23 protein-coding genes are annotated in these 25,002 nt (G+C 68.9%); 12 read left to right on the top strand and 11 right to left on the bottom strand.

Translation table 11 applies throughout. The features are described from left to right. Window positions 1-105: 105 nt before the first annotated feature. Together ACP26O_RS24410 and ACP26O_RS24415 are read right to left on the bottom strand one after the other, a co-directional pair. Complete coding sequence (locus tag ACP26O_RS24410; protein ID WP_175666123.1) at window positions 106-1,032, bottom strand: LysR family transcriptional regulator; 927 nt, start codon at window positions 1,030-1,032, stop codon at window positions 106-108. A 99-nt stretch (window positions 1,033-1,131) separates the two neighbouring features. Beyond that, complete coding sequence (locus ACP26O_RS24415; RefSeq protein WP_175666124.1) at window positions 1,132-2,046, bottom strand: NAD(P)/FAD-dependent oxidoreductase; 915 nt, start codon at window positions 2,044-2,046, stop codon at window positions 1,132-1,134. A 142-nt stretch (window positions 2,047-2,188) separates the two neighbouring features. Between ACP26O_RS24415 and ACP26O_RS24420 the strand changes: the two genes are divergently transcribed. From ACP26O_RS24420 to ACP26O_RS24435, 4 genes are all read left to right on the top strand, one after another. Then, window positions 2,189-2,629, top strand: a complete 441-nt coding sequence (locus ACP26O_RS24420) for an Rrf2 family transcriptional regulator (protein WP_166726329.1) — start codon at window positions 2,189-2,191, stop codon at window positions 2,627-2,629. A 259-nt stretch (window positions 2,630-2,888) separates the two neighbouring features. Continuing rightward, complete coding sequence (locus ACP26O_RS24425; protein ID WP_012365375.1) at window positions 2,889-3,479, top strand: DUF2760 domain-containing protein; 591 nt, start codon at window positions 2,889-2,891, stop codon at window positions 3,477-3,479. Then, the gene (locus tag ACP26O_RS24430; RefSeq protein ID WP_175666125.1) at window positions 3,476-5,317 is read left to right on the top strand and encodes an Hsp70 family protein; all 1,842 of its coding nucleotides are present in this window, start codon (window positions 3,476-3,478) and stop codon (window positions 5,315-5,317) included. Before ACP26O_RS24425 ends, ACP26O_RS24430 begins: the two co-directional genes overlap by 4 nt. A 5-nt stretch (window positions 5,318-5,322) precedes the next feature. Then, a complete protein-coding gene (locus ACP26O_RS24435; protein ID WP_175666126.1) occupies window positions 5,323-8,070 on the top strand; it encodes an Hsp70 family protein in 2,748 nt (915 codons plus the stop codon). 87 nt (window positions 8,071-8,157) lie between these two features. Here the strand turns inward: ACP26O_RS24435 and ctlX are convergent, their stop codons facing one another. Both ctlX and ACP26O_RS24445 read right to left on the bottom strand, forming a co-directional pair. Beyond that, window positions 8,158-9,159 carry a citrulline utilization hydrolase CtlX gene (gene ctlX, locus ACP26O_RS24440; protein ID WP_175666127.1) on the bottom strand — a complete coding sequence of 334 codons (1,002 nt, stop codon included), beginning with the start codon at window positions 9,157-9,159 and terminating at the stop codon, window positions 8,158-8,160. A gap of 59 nt (window positions 9,160-9,218) precedes the next feature. Continuing rightward, entirely contained in the window at window positions 9,219-10,298 is a 1,080-nt protein-coding gene (locus tag ACP26O_RS24445) for an ornithine cyclodeaminase (protein WP_175666128.1), read from the bottom strand. Window positions 10,299-10,602: 304 nt separating this feature from the next. Between ACP26O_RS24445 and ACP26O_RS24450 the strand changes: the two genes are divergently transcribed. Continuing rightward, complete coding sequence (locus ACP26O_RS24450) at window positions 10,603-11,034, top strand: Lrp/AsnC family transcriptional regulator (RefSeq protein ID WP_006479718.1); 432 nt, start codon at window positions 10,603-10,605, stop codon at window positions 11,032-11,034. A gap of 54 nt (window positions 11,035-11,088) precedes the next feature. Here ACP26O_RS24450 and ACP26O_RS24455 read toward each other — a convergent pair whose 3' ends face one another. From ACP26O_RS24455 to ACP26O_RS24470, 4 genes are read right to left on the bottom strand one after another with little or no spacing between them, the layout of a single operon-like run. Continuing rightward, window positions 11,089-11,682, bottom strand: coding sequence for a peroxidase-related enzyme (locus ACP26O_RS24455; RefSeq protein ID WP_011660232.1), 594 nt, complete (start codon window positions 11,680-11,682; stop codon window positions 11,089-11,091). Beyond that, complete coding sequence (locus tag ACP26O_RS24460; RefSeq protein ID WP_166725693.1) at window positions 11,679-12,209, bottom strand: CMD domain-containing protein; 531 nt, start codon at window positions 12,207-12,209, stop codon at window positions 11,679-11,681. The genes ACP26O_RS24455 and ACP26O_RS24460 overlap by 4 nt, the downstream gene beginning before the upstream one ends. 45 nt (window positions 12,210-12,254) lie before the next feature. Continuing rightward, a complete protein-coding gene (locus ACP26O_RS24465) occupies window positions 12,255-13,679 on the bottom strand; it encodes an NAD(P)-binding domain-containing protein (protein ID WP_175666129.1) in 1,425 nt (474 codons plus the stop codon). Continuing rightward, on the bottom strand, window positions 13,676-14,689 hold the full coding sequence (locus ACP26O_RS24470) for a LysR family transcriptional regulator (RefSeq protein WP_175666130.1): 1,014 nt from the start codon (window positions 14,687-14,689) through the stop codon (window positions 13,676-13,678). The genes ACP26O_RS24465 and ACP26O_RS24470 overlap by 4 nt, the downstream gene beginning before the upstream one ends. A 355-nt stretch (window positions 14,690-15,044) precedes the next feature. On the opposite strand from ACP26O_RS24470, the gene ACP26O_RS24475 reads away from it, so the two are divergent. Genes ACP26O_RS24475 through ACP26O_RS24490 form a run of 4 tightly spaced genes read left to right on the top strand, consistent with a single transcriptional unit; the run spans window position 15,045 to window position 19,720 of the window. Then, window positions 15,045-16,238 carry an ABC transporter substrate-binding protein gene (locus ACP26O_RS24475; RefSeq protein ID WP_175666131.1) on the top strand — a complete coding sequence of 398 codons (1,194 nt, stop codon included), beginning with the start codon at window positions 15,045-15,047 and terminating at the stop codon, window positions 16,236-16,238. Between the two features lie 40 nt (window positions 16,239-16,278). Continuing rightward, window positions 16,279-18,090 (top strand): ABC transporter permease, encoded by a 1,812-nt coding sequence (locus tag ACP26O_RS24480; protein WP_175666179.1) that lies wholly within the window; start codon window positions 16,279-16,281, stop codon window positions 18,088-18,090. An 11-nt stretch (window positions 18,091-18,101) separates the two neighbouring features. After that, entirely contained in the window at window positions 18,102-18,959 is an 858-nt protein-coding gene (locus ACP26O_RS24485) for an ABC transporter ATP-binding protein (protein ID WP_175666132.1), read from the top strand. Beyond that, window positions 18,956-19,720, top strand: coding sequence for an ABC transporter ATP-binding protein (locus ACP26O_RS24490; RefSeq protein ID WP_175662327.1), 765 nt, complete (start codon window positions 18,956-18,958; stop codon window positions 19,718-19,720). Before ACP26O_RS24485 ends, ACP26O_RS24490 begins: the two co-directional genes overlap by 4 nt. 33 nt (window positions 19,721-19,753) lie before the next feature. On the opposite strand, the gene ACP26O_RS24495 is transcribed toward ACP26O_RS24490, so the two are convergent. Continuing rightward, on the bottom strand, window positions 19,754-20,473 hold the full coding sequence (locus ACP26O_RS24495) for a DinB family protein (protein ID WP_244103693.1): 720 nt from the start codon (window positions 20,471-20,473) through the stop codon (window positions 19,754-19,756). Here ACP26O_RS24495 and ACP26O_RS24500 point away from each other — a divergent pair. Together ACP26O_RS24500 and ACP26O_RS24505 are read left to right on the top strand one after the other, a co-directional pair. Further along, window positions 20,385-21,029 (top strand): TetR/AcrR family transcriptional regulator, encoded by a 645-nt coding sequence (locus ACP26O_RS24500; RefSeq protein ID WP_175662325.1) that lies wholly within the window; start codon window positions 20,385-20,387, stop codon window positions 21,027-21,029. The genes ACP26O_RS24495 and ACP26O_RS24500 overlap by 89 nt on opposite strands. Window positions 21,030-21,114: 85 nt before the next feature. After that, window positions 21,115-21,561 (top strand): hypothetical protein, encoded by a 447-nt coding sequence (locus tag ACP26O_RS24505; protein ID WP_175666133.1) that lies wholly within the window; start codon window positions 21,115-21,117, stop codon window positions 21,559-21,561. A gap of 37 nt (window positions 21,562-21,598) precedes the next feature. Here ACP26O_RS24505 and ACP26O_RS24510 read toward each other — a convergent pair whose 3' ends face one another. Beyond that, complete coding sequence (locus ACP26O_RS24510; protein ID WP_175666134.1) at window positions 21,599-23,020, bottom strand: sensor histidine kinase; 1,422 nt, start codon at window positions 23,018-23,020, stop codon at window positions 21,599-21,601. Next, on the bottom strand, window positions 23,007-23,672 hold the full coding sequence (locus tag ACP26O_RS24515; protein ID WP_011660244.1) for a response regulator transcription factor: 666 nt from the start codon (window positions 23,670-23,672) through the stop codon (window positions 23,007-23,009). Before ACP26O_RS24515 ends, ACP26O_RS24510 begins: the two co-directional genes overlap by 14 nt. A gap of 235 nt (window positions 23,673-23,907) precedes the next feature. Here ACP26O_RS24515 and ACP26O_RS24520 point away from each other — a divergent pair, with 235 nt between their 5' ends. Next, window positions 23,908-24,924 carry an ABC transporter substrate-binding protein gene (locus tag ACP26O_RS24520; protein WP_175666135.1) on the top strand — a complete coding sequence of 339 codons (1,017 nt, stop codon included), beginning with the start codon at window positions 23,908-23,910 and terminating at the stop codon, window positions 24,922-24,924. Window positions 24,925-25,002: the final 78 nt, after the last annotated feature.

The raw sequence follows: 25,002 nt of genomic DNA on the forward strand, positions 1-25,002 counted from the left end.
GCCTCGGTGGGTTGCCGACAGCGAACACTGTAGGGCGGTTGGCAAGCCGCGTGTTTAACGCGTGCCAAATCGATCATTAAGCCGCATTTAATCGTGGAATGCCGCTCAGGCCTTGCCGCGCCATGGCGGCGGATCGAGAAATTGCTTCGCGGCGTCGAGAAAAACCCGTTGCCGCGCGGAGCGGCCGGTGCGCGACGGCAGCAGCGCGGTCACCGGCGCGGGCGGCAGATGCCAGTCGGGCAGCAGCCTCACCAGCTTGCCGTTCGCGAGCAGTGGCGCGACGTCCCATTCCGAGCGCTCCACGATGCCGAGCCCGGCCAGTGCCCAGTCGGTGATGACGGTGCCGTCGTTCGACGAAAGCGCGCCCGTGACGCGGATCACCGCAGATCGCCTGGCTTCACCCTTGTTGTCGCCGGGTTGCGAGAAGTGCCAGCGTGGGACGTCCTCGTCGTTCTCGCGCAGGCACAGGCAGTCGTAGCGGGCGAGGTCGGACGGATGGTTCAGTTCGCCGATGCGACGCGCGTAACCGGGGCTCGCGCACAGGAAGCGCTCGTTGGGTGCGAGCGGATAGCCGATCCACGACGACGACTTCAGGGTGCCGACATGCACGACCACGTCGGCGCCCGACGCGCTGCCCAGCGGGCTCTCCGACAGGTGCAGCGAGATCTCGAGCTTCGGATGCGCGCGCTGCACGTCGCGCACGATCCGCGCGACGTACTTGCGTCCGAAGCCGAACGGCGCGACGACGCGCAGCGTGCCCTGCACGTCGCCGTGATCACCGGAGATGTTGACCGGCAGCGCCTCGACGCGCTCGAGAATCTCGACGGCTTCCTGATACAGCCGCTGGCCTTCGTCGGTCAATGCGATGCCTTTCGGCTGTCGCACGGCCAGGCGTACGTCCAGCCGCGCCTCCATCCGCTGCAGGCGGATGGTGACCGCGGGCGGGGTGAGGTCGAGCAATCGAGCGGCGGATGCCAATGAGCGCGACGCGCCGATCGCGCGGACGAGTCGCAGGTCTTCGAGATCGAGCATTGCATGTCTCTTAATGCTGGCGTTGCGAAGCATTAAACAACACATCGCGTGAAGACGGTAGCGCTACACGGCATCAACCGACCTGCGGCTTCGTGCCCGTCACGCGTCCAGCCCGAAAATCAACGAACGATGCGCGCCCACGCCGGCGGCGACGCCCGATGCCGACGCGAACGTCGCATTCGTCATCAGGCTCGACGCATCGCCGGCCGCGAACACGCCGGGAACGCTCGTCTGCTTCCACGTATCGACGCGGATCGCCACGCCGAGCGGCCCTTCGTCGAACGCACAGCCGAGCTGTTGCGCGAGATCGCTCGCCATCTCCGTACGCGCGCCGATGAACAGCGCCTCGATCGGCACGACCTGCCCGTCGGCGAGCCGTAACGCTTCGATATGCGGTGCGTCGCCGAGGATCTCGACGACCGGCGACCGCTCGATACGCACGCCACGTGCGTCAAGCAACGCGGCTTCCTCTTCATTCGGTTCGACCACGCCTTGCGTGAACCACGTCGTCGGCCCCCAGTCCGGAATCAGGATCGCCTGATGCACGGACAGCGGATGGGTGGCCAGCACGCCGAGTTGCCGATCCGACACCTCGTACCCATGGCAATACGGACAATGCAGCACGCTGACGCCCCAGCGCTCCGCAAGACCCGGCAGCGCGGGCAACGCGTCGCGGATGCCGGTTGCGAGGATCAGCCGGTCGGCGCTGGCGCGGCTGCCGTCCGCGAGCGTCACGTGAAAGTGGCCGCTCGCATCGCGCTCGGTGGTGCGCGCTTCGCCGGCGATCCGCTGCACGGTCGGATAGGCGGCGAGTTGCGCGGCGGCGTCGGCGACGATCCGCGCGGGCGGCTTGCCGTCCTGCCCGAAAAAGCCGTGCGCATGCTCGGCGAAACGATTACGCGGCTGTCCGGCATCGATCACGAGCACGCGGCGTCGCGCGCGCGCCAGTTGCATCGCGGCCGACAGCCCGGCAAAGCTGCCGCCGATCACGATCACTTCATGATGGTTCTGCATGTGTGCACCCCTTTCCGGAATCCGTGCCAGCGAAGAACGTGCTTCGATGGCGGTCAACTCATGAAACACGAGAAGTTGCATGATAGGTCGATGGTATCATTCATGCAACTTCAGGAGTTTCGAGAGTGGGAGCAGTCCGGCCATGAGAACCGATAGCCGTTTGTCGCGCATGCTGCATGCGCTGATCCACATGGACCAGGCCGACGGCCCGCTGACGTCGGAGGCGATCGCGGCGATGCTGGGCACGAATCCGGTCGTCGTGCGGCGCTTGCTCGGCGGCTTGCGCGATAGCGGCTACGTGCAGTCGGAAAAAGGCCACGGCGGCGGCTGGGCGCTCGCCGTCGCGCTCGACGACATCACGCTGCTCGACGTCTATCGCGCGGTGGGCGAGCCGCCGGTGTTTTCGGATCTGGTGTCCGAGGATGCGCCCGAATGCCTGGTCGAACAGGCGGTCAACGCGCATCTGTCGGCCACGCTGAAAGAGGCCGAGGCGGTGCTGCTCGCGCGCTTCGGCGAGGTGACGCTCGGCATGCTGTCACGCGATTTCGAAGCGAAGGCGGCGCGCCGCCGCACGCCGCGCTGACGCGCTGCAACATCGCGGCCGAGCGCAGATAGCCGGTAGTCCGACGTAATCCGGCGCGGCGCGAAACCGCCGTGCCGCCATGTTCTGTCCCCCAACTTCTGCCCGATTCGCCCGCCACAGGGCAAAATACGGGTTTTCCGCACCCGAGAGGGCGCGTCCGAATCACGCGCCGGGCGGCGGCAGTGCGCAATCGCACGCCGTCGCCGGGCGCCCAGGCAAGCTGCTCGCCGCGTCGCGAGCCCACAGGAGTCCAGACCCCATGCCCGAAACCAACCTGTCCTTCTTCGGCCGGCTATCGCTGGCCGTCGGCACGTTCTTCTCCGTGCTCGGCAACCGCGAGTTCGCGGCCGGCGTGCTGCGCCTGCGCGACGGCGCGCCGGCGCCAGTCGCCCCGGCACCGGTCGCCCCGACCCCCGCCGCGGCGCCGGCACCCGCGCCCGTGAAGGCGCCGGCGCCCGAGCTGCGCGAAGCGAGCCCGCAAGCCGCACTGCAACTGCTCGGCCTGCTGCAGCGCGATGCGCGCTTCATCGACTTCGTCGAGGAAGACATCGCCGGCTACGCGGACGCCGATATCGGCGCCGCCGCACGCCTCGTGCACGACGGCTGCCGTGCCGCGCTGCGCGAACACTTCACGATCGTGCCGGTGCGCGATGAAGCCGAGGGCAGCCGCGTGACGCTGCCGGCCGGCTTCGACGCGACGGCCGTGCGCGTGACGGGGAACGTGGTCGGCGCGGCGCCGTTCACGGGCACGGTCAGCCATCGCGGCTGGCGCGTGGCCGACGTGCGCCTGCCGAAGCTGACGGGCAGCCACGACGCATCGGTGGTCGCACCGGCGGAGGTGGAACTGTGAGCGATCCGCGCTATTCGATTGGTATCGACCTCGGTACGACCCACTGCGCGCTGTCGTACGTCGACAGCGCCGCAAGCGACGGCGAAAAAATCACGCAGCAGGTGCTGCCGATCGCGCAGCTGACCGCGCCCGGCGCGCTGGAGTCGCGCGACCTGCTGCCGTCGTTCCTCTATCTTCCGCATGAAAGCGAGCTGACGCAGGGCGACCTGACGCTGCCGTGGACGGACTCGCGCGGCTTCGCGGTCGGCGAGATGGCGCGCACCCGCGGCGCGGGCACGCCGATCCGCCTCGTGTCGAGCGCGAAGAGCTGGCTGTGCCATCCGGGCGTCGATCGCCGCGCGGCGATCCTGCCGAGCGATGCGCCGCCCGAAGTGGCGCGGGTGTCGCCGCTGGAAAGCTCGATCCGCTACCTGACGCACCTGCGCGAAGCGTGGGACCACGCGCATCCCGATGCCCCGTTCGCCGAACAGGACGTGACGGTCACGATCCCCGCGTCGTTCGACCCGGCCGCGCGCGAACTGACGGCGGAAGCCGCGCGTGCCGCCGGCTACACGCGGATGACGCTGCTCGAGGAGCCGCAAGCGGCGCTCTACAGCTGGATCCAGAAGAGCGAAGGCGGCTGGCGCAAGCAGGTGCAGGTCGGCGACCTGATCCTGTGCGTGGACGTCGGCGGCGGCACGACCGACCTGTCGCTGATCGCGGTGGTTGAGCGCGACGGCAACCTGGAGCTGCATCGCGTGGCGGTCGGCGAGCACATCCTGCTCGGCGGCGACAACATGGACCTCGCGCTCGCGCACGTGGTCGCACGCAAGCTCGCGCAGCAGGGCACGCAGGCCGATCCGTGGCAACTGCGCGCGCTGACCTACGCGTGCCGCGCCGCGAAGGAAACGCTGCTGTCCGACCCGACGACCGACGCGGTGCCGCTCGTCGTGCCGAGCCGCGGCTCGAAGCTGATCGGCGGGTCGATCCGCACGGAACTGACGCGCGCGGAACTCACGCAGACGATCCTCGAAGGCTTCTTCCCGCAAGTCGATGCGGCTGCGCGGCCGGTGAGCCGCGCGCGCGTCGGCCTGACGCAGCTCGGCCTGCCGTATGCGCAGGACGCGGGCATCACGCGCCATCTCGCGGCGTTCCTCGGTCGCCAGGTCGCGGCGCTCGACGCGCTCGAAGGCGTGCAGCGCACGCTGCCGCAAGGCGCGACGTTCCTGCATCCGACCGCCGTGCTGTTCAACGGCGGCGTGTTCAAGTCGGCGCTGCTCACGCAGCGCGTGCTCGATACGCTCAACAGCTGGCTCGCCGCCGAAGGTGCGCCGGCCGCGCGCCTGCTCGAAGGCGCGGACCTCGATCTCGCGGTCGCGCGCGGCGCCGCGTACTACGGCTTCGTGAAGCGCGGCCGTGGCGTGCGTATTCGCGGCGGCACGGCGCGCGCGTACTACGTCGCGATCGAGTCGGCGATGCCCGCCGTGCCGGGGCTCGAACCGCCGGTGCAGGCGCTGTGCGTCGCACCGTTCGGGATGGAGGAAGGCTCGGATGCGGCGCTGCCGCCGCAGGAGTTCGGGCTCGTCGTCGGCGAACCGGTGCAGTTCCGCTTCTTCGGGTCGTCGGTGCGCCGTCAGGACGAGGTCGGCACGCTGCTCGACTACTGGTCGGCAGAGGAACTGCAGGAACTCGAGGAAATCCAGGCCACGCTGCCCGCCGAAGGGCGCACGGTCGGCGAGATCGTGCCGGTGAAGCTGCATGCGCGCGTGACCGAAGCCGGCACGCTCGAGCTCGAGGCGATCCCGAGCGGGACGGACGAGCGCTGGAAGGTCGAGTTCGACGTGCGCGGCGCCGCCTGAGCGCGATGAAGCGCTATACCGTCGGCATCGACCTCGGCACGAGCAACACGGTCGTCGCATACGTCGAGGCCGGCTCCGACGCGATCCGCGTGTTCGACGTCGATCAGCTGGTCGGCCCCGGCGCGGTGGCCGCGCAGCCGCTGCTGCCGTCGGTGCGCTATCACCCGGCGGCGGGCGAACTGCCGCCGGACGCGCTGCGTCTGCCGTGGACGGTTGCTTCGAAGGCCGCGGCCGACGCGCCGCCGGCCGTGATCGGCCGTTATGCGCGCACGCTCGGCGCCCAGGTGCCGGGCCGGCTCGTCACCAGCGCGAAGAGCTGGCTGTCGCACGCATCGGTCGACCGGCTCGCGGCGATCCTGCCGTGGGGCGCGGCCGACGGTGTCGACAAGGTGTCGCCGGTCGACGCGAGCGCGAGCTACCTCGCGCACGTGCGTGCCGCGTGGGATGCCCGCTTTCCCGATGCGCCGCTCGCGAAGCAGGACGTCATCCTGACGGTGCCGGCCTCGTTCGACGACGGCGCACGCGCGTTGACGGTCGAGGCCGCCAGGCGCGCGAAACTGCCGGCGCTGCGCTTGCTCGAAGAACCGCAGGCCGCGTTCTATGACTGGTTGTACGGCCAGCGCGCGACGTTGCGCGACACGTTCGCCGCGGCGCGCCGCGTGCTGATCTGCGACGTCGGCGGCGGCACGACCGATCTCACGCTCGTCGATGTCGCGCCCGGCGACGACGGCGAGCCGACCTTCACGCGTGTCGGCGTCGGCAATCACCTGATGCTCGGCGGCGACAACATGGACCTCGCGCTTGCGCGCCTGGTCGAGACGCGGCTGACCGAGCCCGGCACGCGGCTGTCCGCCGCGAGCCTGTCGCAGCTCGTCGAACGCTGTCGCGCCGCGAAGGAGCGGCTGCTCGGCGACGACGCGCCGGCATCCGTCACCGTGACGCTGCTCGGCGCGGGCAGCAAGCTCGTCGGCGGCGCGCGCTCGGCCGAGCTGACGCGGCAGGAAGTCGAACAGGTCGTCGTCGACGGCTTCTTTCCGCAGGTCGATGCCGGCGAGCTGCCGCGCCGTGTGCGGGCCGCGATCGTCGAATTCGGCTTGCCGTATGCGAGCGATCCGGGCGTCACGCGCCACGTCGCCGCGTTCCTGAACCGTCATGCGGAAGGCCCGCTGCCCGACACGCTGCTGCTCAACGGCGGCGTGTTCCGCGCGGGCGCACTCGCCGGCCGCCTCGCGCAGACGCTCGGCGCATGGCGCGGCGCACCGCTCGACGTGCTGCACAACGCGCATCCGGATGTGGCCGTCGCGCGCGGCGCGGTGGCATATGGCCTGGCGCGGGCCGGGCATGCGCCGCGCATCGGCGGTGGCTCCGCGCGCAGCTATTTCCTCGTGCTCGACGACGGTGAGGGTGACGGCGACGCCGCGCCGCGCGGCGTCTGCCTGCTGCCGCGCGGTGCCGAGGAAGGCCGCGAGATCCGGCTCGAGGAGCGCACCTTCGCGCTGCAGCTCGGGCAGCCGGTACGTTTCCACCTCGTGTCGACGGTGGCCGACACCGCGTACCAACCCGGCGATCTCGTCGAGCTGGACGGCGGCGATTTCGTGCGGCTGCCGCCGATCGCGACGGTCGTCGACCGGCAGGCCGGCGGCGACGCCCGCGAAACGCCGGTGAAGCTCACCGCGTCGCTGACCGAGGTCGGCACGCTCGAAATGCACTGCATCGCGACCGACGATGCATCGCGGCGCTGGCGGCTCGAATTCCAGTTGCGCGGCGATGCGCCCGCGCAGGGCGACGGCGCCGCGCTGGCGCGCCATCCGCGGCTCGATCACGCGATCGAGCTGATCGACCGCTCGTTCGGCAGCAAGGCCGCCGGCGTCACGCCGAAGGACACGCGACGGTTGCGCGCGCAACTTGAACAGGTGCTCGGCCCGCGCGACGAGTGGGACGTCGCGCTCGCGCGCGAACTGTTCGACGCGTTGCTCGCACGGGCGCGTCGTCGGCGGCGCTCGGCCGATCACGAGCGGGCATGGCTGAACCTGGCCGGCTATTGCTTGCGCCCCGGCTTCGGCCATCCGCTCGATGCATGGCGCATCGAGCAGCTGTGGCCGCTGTTCGACGACGGGATTCAGTACGTGAACGACGCGCAGGTGTGGTCGGAGTGGTGGACGCTGTGGCGGCGCGTGGCCGGCGGCCTCGACGACGATGCGCAGACCCAGGTGCGCGACGCGATCGCATTCCTCGAACCGTCCGACGACAAGCGCCGTAAGCTGCCGTTCGACCCGGCCAAGGTCGGCCCGGCCGACATGACGCGCTTGTCCGCGTCGCTCGAACGGTTGCCGGTCGAGCGCAAGGTCGAACTGGCCGAGCGATTGATCGTGCAATTGCAGAAGCCGGCCGAGCGCACGCTGTGCGCGTGGGCGCTCGGGCGGATCGGTGCGCGCCGGCCGTTCTACGGCAGCGCGCACAGTGTCGTGCCGGCCGGGATCGCGAACCGCTGGCTCGACGCGTTGTTCGCGCTGGACTGGAAGCAGGTCGAACCCGCGGCCTTCGCGGCCGCGCAAATCGCGCGGATGACGGGCGACCGCGAACGCGATTTGCCGGACGACACGCGCGAAGCGGTGATCAAGCGGCTGTCGGCCGCGAATGCGTCGGCGGCGTGGATCGACATGGTGCGCGAAGCAATCGCGTTCGACGAAGCCGACACGGCGCGCGTGTTCGGCGAAACGCTGCCGGCCGGGTTGAAGCTGCTGGCCGGTTGACGCAAGGGCGCGGGGCTTCGATCCGGTTCGCAGATCGAAGCATCATCCTGTCGAGTCGGGTCGTGCGTCGCGGCCCGTCTCTGTCTCTCAGGCATGCGACACGAGTTCGCGTTGCCTTTCCCCCGATTCGGTTTCCTTCACGTCACGGGTTGCCGCGCGCCGCGCGAGGTGAATGCCCGCGAGCATGCAGCGCACTGAGCCGCCGGCCAGCTCGATCGTCGGCACGTCGAGCGGCAGCAGCCGCGCGGAGCGTTCGATCGTCGCGCGTTGCTCGCCGGTGAGGCAGTCGAACGCACGCCGCGACAACGCGAGCACGCGCCCGTCGTTGCCCGACAGTTCCAGCGTATTGCCCGCGAAGTTCGCGATCTGCGCGTGATCGAGCGCGATCACCGTGCGGCCCGTTTCGGTCAGACGGTGCGCGATCTCGTCGCGGCGCCGCCGATCCGCGATCAGGTCGAGCCCCACCATCGCGAATTCGGTGGCGACGCTCATCATCACGTTCGTGTGATAGATCGGCTTTCCATTCGCGTCGGCGGTGTCGAAGCAGATCGGCTCGAAGTTGAAATTCGTGCAGAAGCGCTCGAGCGCGACCGGATCGGCACGGCGCGAACGCGCGGTGTACGCGATTCGCGCGACGTGATCGAGCACCATCGCGCCCGTGCCTTCCAGGAACACGTCGTCGTATTCGAGCCCCGAGTAGTCGATCACGTCCTGTACGCGGTACTCGGCCTTCAGCATCTCGATCACGTCCGCGCGCCGTTCGCGGCGACGATTCGCGCTGTACATCGGATACAGCGCGACGTGCCCGCCCGGATGCGTCGAGAACCAGTTGTTCGGGAACACGGAGTCGGGCGTGCCGCGCTCGCCGTGGTCGTCGAACACGTGCACGCGTACGCCCGCATCGGCGAGAATCCGCGCGGCGGCCGTGACCTCGTCGCGCGCGGCGGCCGACACCGACGACGGGCTGCCCGCGCCGTTGCCGGCTGTGCGCTGAAAGGCGTTGTCGGCCGCGGTCTGCGGGTTCGGCACGAAGCGGTGCGGCCGGATCAACACGACGGCGGACGGCGCCTGGATCGATACGAGATTCATGAAAGGCGGGAGCGAAGGGCAGGAGAGCGGGCGGCTCACCGGCCGCCCGCGGAGGTCGATCAGCGCGCGAACGCGGCGACGGCTTCGGTCACGAACGCCGCGTGACCCTGTGCGATCGCGGCCGGATCGTCGATCAGCGCGAACAGGTTCTTCGGATCGACGGCCGGCGGAATCAGCGCGATCTCGACGCCCGCGTTGTGCTGCTGCGCGAGCGCGTACAGGTAGCGCAGCGCCGAGTAGTCCTCCAGCGCGAAGCCGACCGAGTCGAACACCGTGACTTCGTCCGCGCGCTCGCGGCCGCTCGTCTCGCCCTGCAGCACGCGCCACAGTTCGGTCACCGGGAAGTCGGCTGGCATCTGCTGGATCTCGCCTTCGATGCGCGACTGCGGCTCGAATTCGACGAACACGCGGCCCGCCTGCAGCACGCCGGCTTCGAGCTCGGTCTTGCCCGGGCAATCGCCGCCCACCGCGTTCAGGTGCATGCCGGGCTCGATCATGTCGGCCGTGACGATCGTCGCATAGGCCTTGTCCGCGGTGACGGTCGTCACGATGTCGGCGCCGCGCACGGTATCGGCGGTCGACGCGGCGCGCACGATGCGCAGCGCCGGATATGCGGCGAGGTTCCGCACGAGCTTGTCGGTCGCGAGCGGATCGACGTCGAAGACGCGGATCTCGTCGATACCGAGCAGCGTGTGGAACGCGATCGCCTGGAATTCGCTCTGCGCGCCGTTGCCGATCAGCGCCATCGTGCGCGAGTCGGGACGGGCGAGGGCCTGCGCGGCCAGCACCGACGTCGCGGCCGTGCGCAGCGCGGTGGTCAGCGTCAGTTCGGCGAGCAGCAGCGGGTAGCCGGTGTCGACTTCGGCGAGCGCGCCGAACGCCATCACCGTATGCATGCCGCGCGCGGCGTTCACGGGATGGCCGTTCACGTACTTGAACGCGAACAGCGACGCGTTCGCGACCGGCATCAGCTCGATCACGCCGTCGCGCGAGTGGCATGCGACGCGCGGCGACTTGTCGAAGTCGGCCCAGTGCAGATAGTCGGCGCGCAGCGTGTCGACGAGCTCTCGCAGGAACGGCGTGACGCCGGTTTTGGCGATCAGTCGGGCGGTGGCGGGAACGTCGAGGAAGCGAGTCATCGGTCTGTCTCCATTGTGTTGCCGGTATCGGTGTCCGGCGTTCTGGTCGACCGGGGCGGGCGCGTCAGCCCGGGCCCCGGCTCCATCAAATGCGGCGTGGCAGCGTGGGCTGCCGGTCGATGAAGTCATTATTTCCGGGAGTCGAGCCAACAAAAAGACGGCAAAAGTGGCAGATTTCTCGATAGACTTGACAAATTGCTATGCCGATTCGGCAATTTGTTCGATTCATGTGGGTCGGAATGTGCGCTCTCCGGGGCGCTGGCGGCCGGCTCGCGTTCGTCACGTTCAACAGGAAGGCCCGTTCATGATTACGCTCGACGACGTCGACCGGCAGCTCATCGCGCTGCTGCGCGACAACGCGCGGCTGCCTGTCGTCGCGCTCGCGAAGGAGTTGCGCGTCGCGCGCGCGACCGTGCAGAACCGGCTGACGCGGCTGGAGAAGAACGGCGTGATCGTCGGCTATACGGTGCGGCTCAAGCCGGCGGCCGAGCGGCACCGGATCCGCGCGCTGATGTCGATCGCGGTGCAGGGCAATCGCGGCGCGGAAGTGGTGAAGGTGCTGCGCGGGCATCCGAACGTCGCATCGATCCACAGTACCAACGGGCGCTGGGATCTCGTCGCCGAGCTGCATGCCGATTCGCTCGAGCATTTCGATCGCGTGCTTGGCGCGATTCGATTGATCGACGGGATCGCGAATACCGAGACGAGTATTCTGCTGTCGACGCACAAGGCGTGACGCGGGCGGGTGGCACCCGCGTCAGCCTGCGTACAGGTTCGGGTTGCCCAGGCTTCAGGCGTGGGCCGCCGGCTCCGGAAACACTGGCTCGCCCAGCGTCAACATCAACCGGTTCGCCCACGCGAAGATCGCGACCGCGTGCGACAGGTCGAGAATGTCCTCATGCGTCAGCCCTTCGGCTTCCAGCTCGGCGATATCGCTCGCGTCGACCGTATCGGGCCGTTCCGTCAGCGCGATCGCATAGCGGACGATCGCGCGTTCGCGCGCCGTCGTGCCGGCCGTCGCCGGATCGTCGAACACCTGCTCGATCGCGTCGGTGCGTTTCGCGAGCTGCGTGAAGCGCTGCGCATGCACGGATGCGCAATACACGCAGCCGTTCACGCGCGACACGGCCGTGCTGGCCAGTTCGCGCTCCGCGCGCGACAGTCCGCCGGGGCCGTACATGATCGCGTTGAATACACCCGAGCGTTGCCGCAGGATCTCGGGAAGATGGACGAGCAGCAGGTAATAGTCGGACGTCTTCGCGTGCGGGTGGCTCGCTTCGAGCACGGCAAGCTGATCGGGTGTTGCGGCGTCGAGCGCGACGGTGTCGAGCCAGGCACGCCAGCCGAGCGTGTCGGACGTGAAGCCGTGGGCGGTCGTCGTCATGCGGCCTCCTTGGCGGCACGTGCCTGAAGCGCTTGCGCGGCAACGGCGACGCGCAGCTGATACGCGACGAACGCAACGAGCTGCGACAGCGCGACGATTGCGGGTGTCGTGAGTCCGGCGGACTTCAGCGCATCGAGATCGGACGGGCGTGCATCGACAGGGGAAAGCGTCAGCAGGCGCGCATGCGCAAGGATCGCGCCGGTTCGTCGAGGCAGTGCGTCGAACGCATCGGCGTCCGCGTGTGCGATATCGTCGAGCGTGCCGCCTGCCTCGACCAGTCGTGCGCGATAAGTCTCGGCCAATGCCAGTGCATTCGATTTTTGTGCGACATACCGTGCCACGTGCAATCGTTCGGTCAGCGAAAGATCGGGCAGCGCGGGATCGAACAGCGCAGCCTCGCTTAGCCGAGTATGAAGCAGCACCTTTTCGCGCGCGCGGCGCAGCGCGGCGACCGCATCGCCGTCGCGCAGGCCGGCTACCGCATCGATCGTGTCCGGCGCGCCGGCCGGCGTGATGGATTCAGTCATCGTTTCAGATTCCCTTCGTCGTCAATGTGATCGATGGACGCGCGCTCACGCATCGGCGTCGCGCCATTCGTCGCCTTGCAGTTCTGCGTTCGCGTACGCGACGAGCGCGTCGTAGTGGCGATCGCGATCGGCGTCGAACAGCCGGCTCGCAATGCCGCGCGCGAGCCGCTCGGCGCCCGCGCTGATGGCCGGGATATCGCCGGACAGCTTGCCGTGGCTCAGGCTCCCCGCATGGTTGAAGCAGTGGATCCGCGTGATGGCCGCGCACGCGCCGGGCTCGCGCTCCTGGAACGCGAACGCGGGGCCGAGATCGGGCGACTCGGCGAGCTCGTCGAGCCACGCGCCCGCCTCCGGTCGATAGCGATCCTTCCAGCGCCGCACCTGCGCGCCGAACGACGCGAATTCCGCGCGGGTCGTCCAGTCCGAATGAAAGCCGGTCGCGAAGATCAGGAAGTCGACGGTGTAGCGCCCGCGCGGCGTCGTCACGTCGAGTCCGTCCGCGTGTTCGGCAAGCGTCTCGATCGGGTTGCCCGCATGGAAATGCGCATGCCCGTGACGCGACACGCGCAGCACGCTGTCGCGCGGCGGCGGCGTCTGCGACGTCAGCGCGTAATGCATGAAGCGCCATTTCGTCGCGTCGTCGAGATCGGCGTAGCCGTGCACGAGGCCCGGGCTGCCGATGCCCGTCAGCTTGTTGATGCGCGGAATGTCCGCGCGGCGGAAGAACAGGTCGACGCGTGCGGCGCCGGCTTCGAGCGCGGTGCCCGCATTGTCGAACGCGGACGCGCCCGCGCCGACCACGCCGATGCGCTTGCCCGCGAGCGCCGCGAAATCGATCGGCTCGGACGAATGGGCCCAGCGCGTGCGCGGCGCGCGCTGCGCGACGGGCGGCACGTACGGGCCGCCGAGCCCGTCGCGGCCGGTTGCGAGTACCACGTGCCGCGCGAGCAGCGTCTGCGCTTCGCCGTTGCTGCGCACATCGAGTGCGAGCAGGCCGTCGTCGCGCGGACGCAGCGCGACGAGCGTGGTGTCGTTGCGCACCTGCAGGTCGAGCACGCGCCGATACCAGCGCAGGTAGTCCATCCATTGCGTGCGCGGAATCTTGTAGAGCGCGTCCCACGCGTCGCGGCCGTATTGCGCTTCGAACCATGCGCGGAACGTCAGCGCAGGCAGCCCGAGCGCGGGGCCCGCGAGCTGTTTCGGCGAGCGCAGCGTGTCCATCCGCGCGAACGTGACCCACGGGCCTTCGTAGCCGGCCGGCGCGCGGTCGATCACGCACTGGTTGTCGATGCCGAGCAGGCGCAGTTCGGCGGAAGCCGCGAGCCCGGCCATGCCGCCGCCGACGATCGCGACGTCGAGCACGCGTGTGCCGTCTGCCTCTCGCGGCGGCACCCACGACGGCGCGGGCAGGTCGAGCCAGCGCAGGTCTTGCGCGAGCCGGGCTTCGAGTGCGTCGAGCGAAGTCGTCATGCGGCCTCCTTGCGCGAACGGCGGGGGCGGGGCGGGCGAGGCGCGGGCGGCGTGCGGCCGCTGCCCAGCCGATCGCCACGCAACAGCGCGTCGTGCGCGGCCGCTTCATGAAAGATCACGTCGTCGAGCAGCGCGCGCGTCGTGCGGCGCAGCGCATCGAGCAGCGCATCGACGGCCGCCGTGCGCGTCTTGCCGGCCGGTGTCGCGACGCCGAACGCGAACGGGATGTCGACGTCGAGGGCTCGCGCGACGACGCCGTCCACCGGCAGCGCGATACCCGTCGCCGGATCGACGATGCCGATCCCGATGCCCGCGCGCGCGGCCATGACCGCATTCAGCGATGCATTGGTTTCGATGAACACGCGCGCGTCGACCCGCGCGGCCGCGAATGCCGCATCGATCCGCTGGCGCAGCCGGTGCCGGTTCGCGACCGTCACGATGCGGCGTTGCGCGAGATCGCGCAGCGCGATGCGTGGCTGCGCCGCGAGCGGGTCGCCGGCGGGCAGCACGGCGACGCACGGCGTCTGCGCGATCCAGTGCACGTCGAGTCCGGCGTGCGCCATCGGCAGCGTGACGACGCCGACATCGGCCGTGCCGGCCAGCACCTCATGGACGACATGTTCGGCCGATTCGCTGCGCAACTGGTAGTGCGGCGCGTGCGCGTGGTCAGGCAGCGCGGCGAGCGCGGCCGGTACGAGCGTGGCCGCGAGCGAAGGTGTCGCCGCGATGCGGACGGGTTCGGCGGTTTCATCGCCGAGCGCCCGTGCGCGTGCCTCGATCGCACGCAGGCCGACCAGCGAGCGTTCGACTTCCTCGTAAAGCAGGAAGGCGCGCCGCGTCGGCGTAACGCGCGGGCCGTGCCGGTCGAACAGCGCGTAGCCGAGATCGGCTTCGAGTTCCTGGATCTGCCGCGTGACGGCCGGCTGCGAGCGGCCGAGCAGTTCGCCCGCGCCGGTTACGCTGCCGGCCGACATGACTGCGGAAAAGGCTTCGAGTTGATGCAGCTCCATGACGCGTTCCGATGATGCGATTTGCGCATTGTAGGAGCGCGAGCATGCGTGATTCATATAATGATTCTTGCTATCGACAGCGCAAAAACTTCGAAGCGCCCGATCGTCGCGATGGCCGGTGGTGCGCGCGCGAGCATCGGTAGCGACCGGTGACGTGAACGAAACGCCAATCGAATCAACGCGATGCGATGCATGCCGATGCATCGTGCGACACGCGGTGTGCGGATGGCCGTTCGCGAGCATCACGCGCTTCGCGCCGCGCATGATATCGATATGCGCAAAACTTCGTTGGATCGTCCTGAACCGGATGGTTACATGCCCTCACTCTTTTCGACTGACTGAAGCTGGGGGACGCATGAACGTTTCGGGGAACGACGCACGCGGCGCATGGCGGCGCGTGCTGGGCACGGTGGCGGCGCTCGCTGCCGCATGGGGCTTGTCGACGGGCGGTGCGCTCGCGGCCGGTGTGTCGGGCGAGCCGGTGGTGATCGGCGTGAGCGGGCCGCTCACGGGCCAGGACGCGCAGTACGGCGAGCAATGGAAGCGCGGCTTCGATCTCGCGCTCGACGAGATCAACGGCAGCGGCGGCATTCACGGCCGGCCGCTCGCAGTCGACTTCCAGGACAGCCGCAGCGACCCGCGTCAGGCCGTCGCGATCGCGCAGAAGTTCGTCGCCGATCCGCGCATCGCGATCGAGCTGGGCGATTTCTCCAGCGCGACGTCGATGGCCGCGTCGCCGATCTACCAGCGCGGGCAGCTGACCCAGTTCGGCTTCACGAACTCGCATCCGGACTTCACGAAGGGCGGCGACTATCTGTGGAGCACCGCGCTGAGCCAGGCCGAGGAGCAGCCGCTGCTTGCCCGCTACGCGGTGAAGGAACTCGGCTTCAAGCGGATCGCGGTGCTGTACCTGAACACCGACTGGGGCCGCACCAGCAAGGACATCTTCGCGAGGGCGGTGGCCGGGCTCGGCGCGCAGGTCGTCGCGGCCGAAGGCTACCAGCCGACGGAGAAGGATTTCCGTTCGACGCTCGTGCGGATCGGTGAATCGAAGCCCGATTCGATCGTGCTGATCTCGTACTACGCGGACGGCGCGCAGATCGTGCGGCAGGCGCGCACGTCGGGCGTCACGCTGCCGATCGCGGCGGTTGGCTCCGTGTATTCGCCGAAATTCCTCGAGCTGGGCGGCGCGGCCGTCGATGGCGTCTATACGGAATCGAACTTCTTCCCGGCGGAACCGCGCCCCGAGGTGCAGGCGTTCGTGCAGCGCTATCGCGCGAAATTCCATGCCGATCCCGATTCGTTCGTCGCGCGTGCGTACGACGCGCTGATCCTGTCGGCCGAGGTGCTGCGCCGCTACGGCACGACACGCCAGGCCGCGCACGACGGCTTCGCGAAAATCAGCGACGTGCCGAGCGTGATCTTCGGCAAGGTGCGCTTCGATCCGCAGACGCGCCGCGTCGCGGGCGCACGCACCGTGTATCTGGTCGTGAAGCAGGGGCAGTGGGCGCTATGGGATGGCGCGAAGCCGCAGCTCGCCGCGCGTTGACCCCAGCCCTGAACAGCATGCACGTAACGGACGCATCGTGATGGCTTCCTGGCTCGACTACACGCTCAACGGCCTCATCGTCGGCAACATCTACGCGCTGCTCGCGGTCGGGCTCGCGCTGATCTTCGGCGTGTCGCACCTGATCAACTTCGCGCACGGCTCGGTCTACATGGTCGGCGCGTTCATCGGCTGGCTGTGCCTGACGCGCTTCGGGCTGCCGCTGCCGGTCGCGCTTGCCGCGGTGGTCATCGGTTGCGGCGCGCTCGGCGTCGCGATCGAACGGATCGGGCTGCGGCCGCTGCGGCACGCGGCACGCATCGCGCCGCTGCTCGCGACGATCGGCATCAGTTTCATCCTCGACCAGCTCGCGCAGCTCGCATTCGGCGCGGACCCGCGCGCGGTGCCGACGCCGCTGCCCGACTGGCATCTGCGAATTGCCGGCGCAACGCTCGGCTCGCTCGACCTGCTGATCGCGGGCATCGGCATCGCGGCGGCCGCGCTGCTGTACGGCTTCCTGCGATTCACGCGGCTCGGCTGGGCCGTGCGCGCGACCGCGCAGGATCGCGACGCGGCGCTGCAGATGGGTGTCGACGTCGATCGCGTGAACCAGACCGTGTTCGCGATCGCATGCGCGCTCGGCGGCGTGAGCGGGCTGCTGGTCGGCATGTACTACAACAGCATCGATCCGGCGATGGGCTTCCAGGCGACGCTGAAGGGCGTGGTCGCGCTGCTGATCGGCGGGCTCGGCAACGTGCCGGGCGCGATTGCCGGGAGCCTGCTGCTCGGCCTCGTCGAAAGCTATGGCGTCGCGCTGTTCGGCACCAGCTATCGCGACCTGTTCGCGTTCGGGCTGCTGATCGTATTCCTCGTATGGCGGCCGAACGGGCTGTTCAGCGCGAACCGCGCGCTGCCGCCCGAGCCGATGACGGGGACCTTCCTCGCGGCCGCGAAGGCCGTGCGCGCGCCGCGCCCGGTGCTCGTCGCGCTGATCGCGGCGGCGGCCGTGCTGCCGTGGCTCGGTGCATCGCCTTACGTGCTGCAGACGCTGACCAACGCGTGGCTGTACGGGCTGCTCGCGCTGAGCCTCACGCTCGTCGCGGGCACGGTCGGGCAGATCTCGCTCGGCCACGCGGCGCTGCTCGTGATCGGCGCGTATGCGTCGGCGCTGCTGTCGTCGGATCTCGGCTGGTCGCCGGCCGTGACGATCCTGTGCGCGGGCGTCATCACCGCCGTGCTCGGCACGTTGCTCGTCTATCCGGCGTTCCGGCTGCGCGGGCATTACGTGTCGATCGCGACGCTCGGCATCGGCGAAGTGGTGAGCCTCGTGATCCTGAACTGGGACGGCCTCACGCGTGGCCCGCTCGGCATCACCGGCATCGCGCCGCTGCCGTGGGCGACGACCGCGCGTGCCGCGTACTGGTTCACGTTCGCGGTGCTCATCGTGTTCGCGCTCGTGCAGGTGCGGCTGCTGCGTTCGCATCTCGGCCGCACGCTGCGCGCGGTGCGCGAGGATGATGTCGCCGCCCGTGCGCACGGCATCGCGCCGAACCGCTACAAGGCGATCGCGTTCGCGGTCGGCGGCGTCGCGGCCGGCGTGAGCGGCGGGATCGCCGCGCACCTGTACAGCTACATCAATCACCAGACCTTCGATTCGCAGGTGTCGATCCTCGCGCTGACGATGGTGATCCTGGGCGGCCTCGGCAACGTGCTCGGCGGCATCGCCGGCGCGATTGCGCTGATCGGCCTGCCCGAGCTGTTTCGTTGGGCGGCCGAATACCGGATGCTGATCTACGGCCTCGTGCTGCTGCTGCTTGTCCGGTTCCGGCCGCAAGGCCTGCTCGGCACGGTGTGAGGAGATACGCGATGACCACGACCCGACCCCTGCTCGACGTGCAGGGCCTGACGCGCCGCTTCGACGGCGTGACCGCGCTCGACGGCGCGAGCCTGACGCTCGCCGACGGCGAGCTGCTGAGCGTGATCGGCCCCAACGGCGCGGGCAAGTCGACGCTGTTCAACCTGATCGCGGGCGCCGACCGGCCCGACGCCGGCCGCGTGACGTTCGACGGCCGCGACATCACGGGCACGGCGCCCGAACGGCTCGCGGCGCTCGGCATCGCGCGCACGTTCCAGCACGGCCGCGTGTTCGGCAACCTGAGCGTGCTCGACAACGTGCTGATCGGCGCGCATGCGCGGCTGCGCGCGGCGCGGCCGGGCTGGCCCGCGCTCGGCGCGGCGGCCGAGGTGTGGCGTGCGCTCGTGCGGCCCGCGTCGGTGCGGCGCGAGGAAGCCGCGCTGCGCGAAGAGGCGCGCGCGATCGTCGCCGGGTTCGGCGAGCGGCTGACGCCGCGCATCGATCATCCGGCGCACAGCCTGTCGTATGCGAACCGGCGGCGCGTGGAGATCGGCCGTGCGCTCGCGCTCCATCCGCGCCTGCTGCTGCTCGACGAGCCGACGGCCGGGATGAACGAGACGGAGACGTCCGAGATGCTGCAATTGATCCAGTCGCTGAAGGCGCGCGGGCTGACGATCCTGCTGATCGAGCACAAGCTCGAACTCGTGATGCGCGTGTCCGATCGCGTGATGGTGCTCGACAACGGCGTGAAGATCGCCGAAGGCGCGCCGCGCGACGTGCGGCACGACCCGCGCGTGATCGAGGCGTACCTCGGCCGCCGCCATGCGGGCGACGCGCCGGCGGACCGCACTACGCAGGCGGCCGCATGAGCGCACTTTCTTCGGAACCCGATACGACCATGACCGACGCGCTGCTGAAACTCGAACACCTCGACACGTTCTACGGGCCGGTGCAGGTACACTTCGACGTGAACTTCGAGGTCGGCCGCGGGCAGATCGTCAGCCTGCTCGGCGGCAACGCAAGCGGCAAGTCGACGACGATGAAGCTGATTCTCGGGCTGATGCGGCCGCGCCGCGGCGTCGTGCGCTTCGACGGCGACGACGTGACCGCGCTCGCGACGCCGCAGCGCGTGCGGCGCGGGATCGCGGCCGTGCCGGAGGCGCGGCGGCTGTTCGGCGACATGAGCGTGCGCGAGAACCTGCTGATGGGCGCGTACACGCGCGGCGATCGTGCTGCGGTGGCCGACGACTACGAGCGTGTGCTCGACCTGTTCCCGCGTGTGCGCGAACGGCTCGCGCAGCGCGCGGGCACGCTGTCGGGCGGCGAGCAGCAGATGCTCGCGATGGCGCGTGCGCTGATGGCGCGGCCGAAACTGATCTGCATGGACGAGCCGACGATGGGGCTGTCGCCGCTCTACGTCGACAAGGTGCTGGAACTGATCGACGCGATCAACCGGCAGGGCGTGACCGTGTTCATGGTCGAGCAGAACGCGAGCCTCGCGCTGGAAATCGCGCATTACGGGTACGTGCTGCAGACGGGGCGCGTCGTGCTCGAAGGGCCCGCGAAAACGCTGCTCGACGATGAGCGCGTGCGCGATGCGTATCTCGGTGGGGAGGCGGTGGCGGCGTAGACGGTGTAGGCGGTGTAGGCGGCGTAGCGCGTTTCATCGCCCGGCATTCGCCGAGTTCGCACCGCCGATCTTGCGTTGCAGCCGGCGCTCGGGCTCTGTCCGATGCAAGTGAACGGCGTAGGTATCCCAAGGGAGCTCGATATCCTGTGCCGAGAGCGCGGCCGCCTGAATCATCAGTCTGCCCGCTTCGCCGCGATGATAGCCGCCGTGCGTGACGACATGGGTCAGCATCTCTTCGCGCGTCATGTATCCGTTGTCGCCATCGGTAAACACAAAGGGAATCGATTCCGACAGCATGTCGGGTGTGGCGGCCTCCACATAGTCGAGATACCAGCGATCGAGCGTGGCGAATGCCGCGCGCAGCGCTTCCGGCTCAGGCGTGTCAGGCGTGTTGTCGGACACGAAGCCGTGACGTTCGCCGCTCAGGTGCGCGGCGAATATCCGGTTCACCACGAGGCAATGGTTCATCAGCCGCAGCGCGAGATGACGCGCCTGCGCATGCCGTACCGCGTCGAGCCCCGACAGCGCTTTCAGCATTTCGTCATTGGCCCATGCCTGGTAGCGCAGCATGCGGGACAGGAGTGCGTTCGCGCTCATGATCGTTTCCTCGTCGGGTTCACCTAATATGTGAGTTTCGCCACCATTATTTTCAGTGGGAGCCCGCATGTCCACTCGCGTTTCCAGTGCAGCCGCCGTGATGCGCAAAGCCCCACGCCAGGCCCGTTCGCGTGCGACGGTGGACGTGATCGTCACGGCCGGGGCTCGCGTTCTGGACAAGCAAGGGTGGGCCGGATTCACGACCAACGAGGTCGCGCAGGTCGCCGGTGTGAGCATCGGCTCCGTGTATCAGTATTTCCCGAACAAGCTCGCGTTGGTCGATGCGATCCGGCGTCGCCATTTCGACGACGTGCTTGCCGTGCTGCAGCGCGCGCATGATCGTCGGGCGAGCACTGGGCGTCGGCTCGAAGGCCTGATCGGCGACCTGATCGCCGCGCATCGCGATTACCCTGCGCTGCACCGGGCGCTGCTCGATCTTCCCGATCCGGGCGGTGCGAAAGAAGCGTATGACGCGTTTCAGAAGGAATATCTGTGCAGGTATGCGCTGATCGTTGCCGCGTGTCGCGGGCGTGCGCCGGTCAAGGCCGATACGTTGACCGCACAGGTGCTGTCGTCCGCGCTCGAAGGCGTCGTGCACAACGCGGCCCGGCGCGGGTTGCTGGCGGATCCGAAACTGAAGCGCGAGCTCGTCAGGCTGGCCGGCGCTTACCTCGAAGAACACCGCGCGGCGACGGCGAATGTGCGCTCATGAGCCGCCCGGAAAAATCGTCACCGATACCGAAATTCACGGTAGATTGACGCTCTCCTGATTTCGAACACCACGGGGTGGCCGCGCCATGTTGACCTATTCCATCCAGAAAGTCGGCTACGACTTCAATCAGCTCGATCAGCAGGGCGCGACCGACTATGCGTCGTTCGTTCATGCGTTCGACGCGTTCCCTTGGGTGGCGCAGCACGTCGAATGGAACGAGACGCAGGACGGCCCGCTACCGGCGCTCGTGCTGCAGCATGCCGACGATCAGCGCGAGCTGTGGGTGACTGCGTTGACGGACGCGCTTTCGGACGGCTTCCAGCTGAATGCCGTTGCCATGCGGAGGAAGAAGGGGCTGTTCGGGATCGGCAAGGGGAAGCTGGAGCAGCACGTCGACACGATCGACGTCGACTCGCGCGCGGACGTCGACACGTTGTGTCGTCTTTTCTGCGATCGTCAGTATGACGAGCTGGACCGGCTGGTCGCGCGGCACGCCGAGCGCAATCGCTTCGACGACGACAGCGACGATTGATCGCCTGCCGCGCATGAGCCGGCGCAGGTTCGCCTGTTCATGCTTTTTCTGCTTCAGCCCTCGCCGCCCGCGGAAACGTCAACACCACCGCAAATCCGCCCGCCTCGGGAAACGCGAACCCCACGCGCCCGCCGTGCGCCTTCATCACTTCCTGCACGATCGCGAGCCCCAGGCCCGACCCTGTACGCCGTTCGGTGCCGTCCGGCGCGATCCGCACGAACGGCTGCAGCGCTGCGTCCCAATGCTCGCGCGGGATCCCGCGCCCGTTGTCGGTGACGGTCAGCGTCACCGCATCGTCGCTGTTGCCCGCGGTGGCGACCGACACGACGATATCGTCCGCATGCCCATGCAGCAGCGCGTTGTGCAGCACGTTTGACAATGCTTCCTGCAGACTGATTGCATCGCCGTCGATCCACGCACGCGGCGCATCGCTCGCGAACGCGACGGCCACGTCTCGCTCGTCCGCGAGCGGAATCGTGCGGCCGAGCACGTCCTTCGCGAGCGCGACAAGTTCGACGGGTTGCAGCGGCACGGCCTCGGTACGATGGATCACCATCGCATGATTGAGCAACTGCCCGGTGAGCCGCCCGACATCCGCGCTGGTCGCACGCAGCGCATCGAGCCGCGCCGCATGACGCGCGGGATCGGCCTCGCCGTCGAGCAGTTCGATCTGCGCGTCGAGCCGCGCGAGCGGCGTGCGCATCTGGTGCGCGGCGTCGGCGATGAAGCGCTGCATCGCGTTGATCCGCTCGGCCAGGCGGTGCATCAGCCCGTTGATCGATCCGATGATCGCGTCGATCTCGCTCGGCGTATCGACGGCCACCGGCCGCAAATCGGCCGGGTCGCGTGCGGCGATGATCGTGCCGATCTGCGCGAGCGGGCGCAGCCCGCGCCGGATCGCGAGGCCGCTCGCGCCGATCGCGAGCACGCTCATCAGCAGGATCAACGTCCACACCTTGATGCTCATGTCGTTCGTCAACTGCTGCCGCGCGTTGGTTGTTTGCGCAACCGTCACGAGCGCCCATCCCGGCGTGCTTTCCTCGGGCATGTAGCGCGCGATCGTCGCGGTGCGGATCTGGTGCCCCTGATAGACGGCGTTCGCGAACGCGGGGCCCTGCTTCGCGGCGGCGAGCGTCGCGGAGCTCGCGAGATCGTTGTAGCCGGCCACGACGACGCCGCGCGAATCGACGACCTTGTAGTAGACGAGGTCGTAGCGCGACAGCGTCGACAGCGCGGCGACCGGCGGATTCAGCGCGAGCACGCCGCCTTGCACGTAGAGGTTCTCCGCGACCTGGATCGATGCGCCCGCAAGCAACTGGTCGTATGCGCGTTCGGCCGCGACGCCCGCGTAGTAGCGCGCGATCACCGCGAGGGCGAGCGCGCCGGTCGCGACGACGAGCGCGATGAACAGCAGCGTGCGACCGAACAGCGTCTTCGGGAACCAGTCAATGCGCGGCAATCTGATACCCCATCCCGCGCGCGGTGCGGATCTCGACCGAGCTGCCCTGCAGCTTCCTGCGCACGCGCGTCACGTATTGCTCGACCGCGTTCGCGCTCGGCTCGTTGCCGAAGCTGAACAGCTGGTTCAGCAGCTCGTCCTTCGAGAAGATCCGCTGCGGACGGCTCGCGAGAATCTCGAGCAACGCGAACTCCTGGCGCGACAGCGACAGCGGCTGACCGTCGAGTTCCGCGAGGCGGCTGCTGCGGTCGATCACGAGGCCGCCGAGCGTCAGCACGTCGTTCGCATGGCCGCTGTTGCGGCGCAGCAGCGCCTGCACGCGCGCTTCGAGCTCGCGATAGTCGAACGGCTTCACGAGATAGTCGTCGGCGCCGAAGCCGAGGCCGCTCACGCGGTCGTCGATTGCCGAGCGCGCGGTGACGAGCAGCACCGGCGTCGTGCTGCCCGACGCGCGCAGGTTGCGCAGCACCGTGAAGCCGTCGAGACCGGGCAGGTTCGCATCGAGCACGACGAGGTCGAAGCGCTCGACGCGCAGCAGGCTGTTCGCGGTCGAGCCGTCGGTTTCGAGATCGACGGCATGGCCGAGCCGCGTCAGACGGCTGCGGATCGCCGCGCCGATTTCGGCATCGTCCTCCACGACGAGAATGCGCATGGTGCCGTTTGCAGGTAGAAGGTTAGGGGTTTTCCCGGGGCCGGGATGTCAGCATTTTCTCAGACTCGCTCGATAACCTGTGTACAGCCGGAACAGGCGATGACGGCATTAATACCAGAGGAGACGGCAACATGCAGCATGTCACGGGCACGATGAAGGCGAGGCGCAATACTCGGCGAGGTGTGACGCCGATTGCCGCGTGGCCGCTTGCCGTGCGCCGCACGCAGGCCTGCGCATGACCACGTCGTCGCGCCGCCGCGCGTTGCTCGCCGCCGGCCTCGGCGCGTTCGCCGCGCCGTCGCTGGTGCGCGCGAAGCCGCGCACGGTGCGAATCTCGAAAGGCTACGGCGTGCTGTACCTGCCGCTGCTCGTGATGGAGAAGCAGCGCCTGTTCGAGCGGCATGCGGCGCGCCGCGGCCTGCGCGACCTTGCGCTCGACTGGGTGTTGCTCGACGGCGGCAATTCCGTCAACGACGCGATGATGGCCGGCACGCTCGACTTCGCGGGCGCCGGCGCGCCGGGCTTCATCGAGCTGTGGGCGCGGGCGCGCGGGATTCCGAATGTCGAGGTGATCGGCATCAGCGGCTTGTCGACAACCTCGCTGTCGCTCAATGCGAACCGTCCGGGCCTCGCGTCACTGCGCGACTTCACGCCGTCCGACCGGATCGCGGTGCCGGGCATCCGCACGTCGCTGTCGGCGGTCGTGCTGCAGATGGTCGCGAGCCGGCAGCTGGGTGCGAAGCATTTCGCGCAGCTCGATTCAATCACCGTGAACCTGCCGCATCCGCAGGCGATGCAGGCGCTGATCCGCCGCGAGAACGGCGTGACGGCGCACTTCACGTCGCCGCCATTCTCGACGCTCGAATTGCGGCAGCCGGGCATTCATCGCGTGGTGAATTCGGTCGACGTGCTCGGCCCGATGACGCTCGACGTCGTGTTCGCGCCGAAGCGGCTCGTCGATGCGGAGCCTGCGCTGGCCGCGGCGTTTCTCGGCGCGCTCGACGAAGCGAACCGCCTGATCGTGCAGGATCCGCGCGCGGCGGCCGCGCTGTATGCGGCGTCGTCGGGTGTCGGCGTGTCGCACGACGACGTGATACGGATGCTCGCCGCGCCGGACACGCGGTTCTCGGTATGGCCGAACCAGCTGATGGACTACGTCGAGTTCCTGTACCTCGCCGGCACGATCAAGGCAAAACCGCGCGCGTGGCACGAGATGTTCGCGCCGATGCTCGACGACTACCAGCCACGCTGAGCGCCGCCGGCCCACGATTTCATCGACCTGCACCGCGCCCGCGCGTTCGTCGCGCGCGGCGCCGATTCAACCGACAAG

Source organism: Burkholderia sp. R-40 (assembly GCF_049942845.1).
Taxonomy (GTDB): Bacteria; Pseudomonadota; Gammaproteobacteria; order Burkholderiales; family Burkholderiaceae; genus Burkholderia; species Burkholderia ambifaria.

What these genes read in the sequence shown, in the direction of transcription:
- ACP26O_RS24490 (WP_175662327.1), top strand. Translation starts at nt 18,956, where the DNA reads ATGAGCGCACTTTCTTCGGAACCCGATACGACCATGACCGACGCGCTG.
- ACP26O_RS24480 (WP_175666179.1), top strand. Translation starts at nt 16,279, where the DNA reads ATGGCTTCCTGGCTCGACTACACGCTCAACGGCCTCATCGTCGGCAAC.
- ACP26O_RS24445 (WP_175666128.1), bottom strand. Translation starts at nt 10,298, where the DNA reads ATGACTCGCTTCCTCGACGTTCCCGCCACCGCCCGACTGATCGCCAAA.
- ACP26O_RS24415 (WP_175666124.1), bottom strand. Translation starts at nt 2,046, where the DNA reads ATGCAGAACCATCATGAAGTGATCGTGATCGGCGGCAGCTTTGCCGGG.
- ctlX (WP_175666127.1), bottom strand. Translation starts at nt 9,159, where the DNA reads ATGAATCTCGTATCGATCCAGGCGCCGTCCGCCGTCGTGTTGATCCGG.
- ACP26O_RS24475 (WP_175666131.1), top strand. Translation starts at nt 15,045, where the DNA reads ATGAACGTTTCGGGGAACGACGCACGCGGCGCATGGCGGCGCGTGCTG.
- ACP26O_RS24470 (WP_175666130.1), bottom strand. Translation starts at nt 14,689, where the DNA reads ATGGAGCTGCATCAACTCGAAGCCTTTTCCGCAGTCATGTCGGCCGGC.
- ACP26O_RS24515 (WP_011660244.1), bottom strand. Translation starts at nt 23,672, where the DNA reads ATGCGCATTCTCGTCGTGGAGGACGATGCCGAAATCGGCGCGGCGATC.
- ACP26O_RS24455 (WP_011660232.1), bottom strand. Translation starts at nt 11,682, where the DNA reads ATGACGACGACCGCCCACGGCTTCACGTCCGACACGCTCGGCTGGCGT.
- ACP26O_RS24410 (WP_175666123.1), bottom strand. Translation starts at nt 1,032, where the DNA reads ATGCTCGATCTCGAAGACCTGCGACTCGTCCGCGCGATCGGCGCGTCG.
- ACP26O_RS24500 (WP_175662325.1), top strand. Translation starts at nt 20,385, where the DNA reads ATGTCCACTCGCGTTTCCAGTGCAGCCGCCGTGATGCGCAAAGCCCCA.
- ACP26O_RS24520 (WP_175666135.1), top strand. Translation starts at nt 23,908, where the DNA reads ATGACCACGTCGTCGCGCCGCCGCGCGTTGCTCGCCGCCGGCCTCGGC.
- ACP26O_RS24460 (WP_166725693.1), bottom strand. Translation starts at nt 12,209, where the DNA reads ATGACTGAATCCATCACGCCGGCCGGCGCGCCGGACACGATCGATGCG.
- ACP26O_RS24425 (WP_012365375.1), top strand. Translation starts at nt 2,889, where the DNA reads ATGCCCGAAACCAACCTGTCCTTCTTCGGCCGGCTATCGCTGGCCGTC.
- ACP26O_RS24505 (WP_175666133.1), top strand. Translation starts at nt 21,115, where the DNA reads ATGTTGACCTATTCCATCCAGAAAGTCGGCTACGACTTCAATCAGCTC.
- ACP26O_RS24450 (WP_006479718.1), top strand. Translation starts at nt 10,603, where the DNA reads ATGATTACGCTCGACGACGTCGACCGGCAGCTCATCGCGCTGCTGCGC.
- ACP26O_RS24485 (WP_175666132.1), top strand. Translation starts at nt 18,102, where the DNA reads ATGACCACGACCCGACCCCTGCTCGACGTGCAGGGCCTGACGCGCCGC.
- ACP26O_RS24435 (WP_175666126.1), top strand. Translation starts at nt 5,323, where the DNA reads ATGAAGCGCTATACCGTCGGCATCGACCTCGGCACGAGCAACACGGTC.
- ACP26O_RS24420 (WP_166726329.1), top strand. Translation starts at nt 2,189, where the DNA reads ATGAGAACCGATAGCCGTTTGTCGCGCATGCTGCATGCGCTGATCCAC.
- ACP26O_RS24465 (WP_175666129.1), bottom strand. Translation starts at nt 13,679, where the DNA reads ATGACGACTTCGCTCGACGCACTCGAAGCCCGGCTCGCGCAAGACCTG.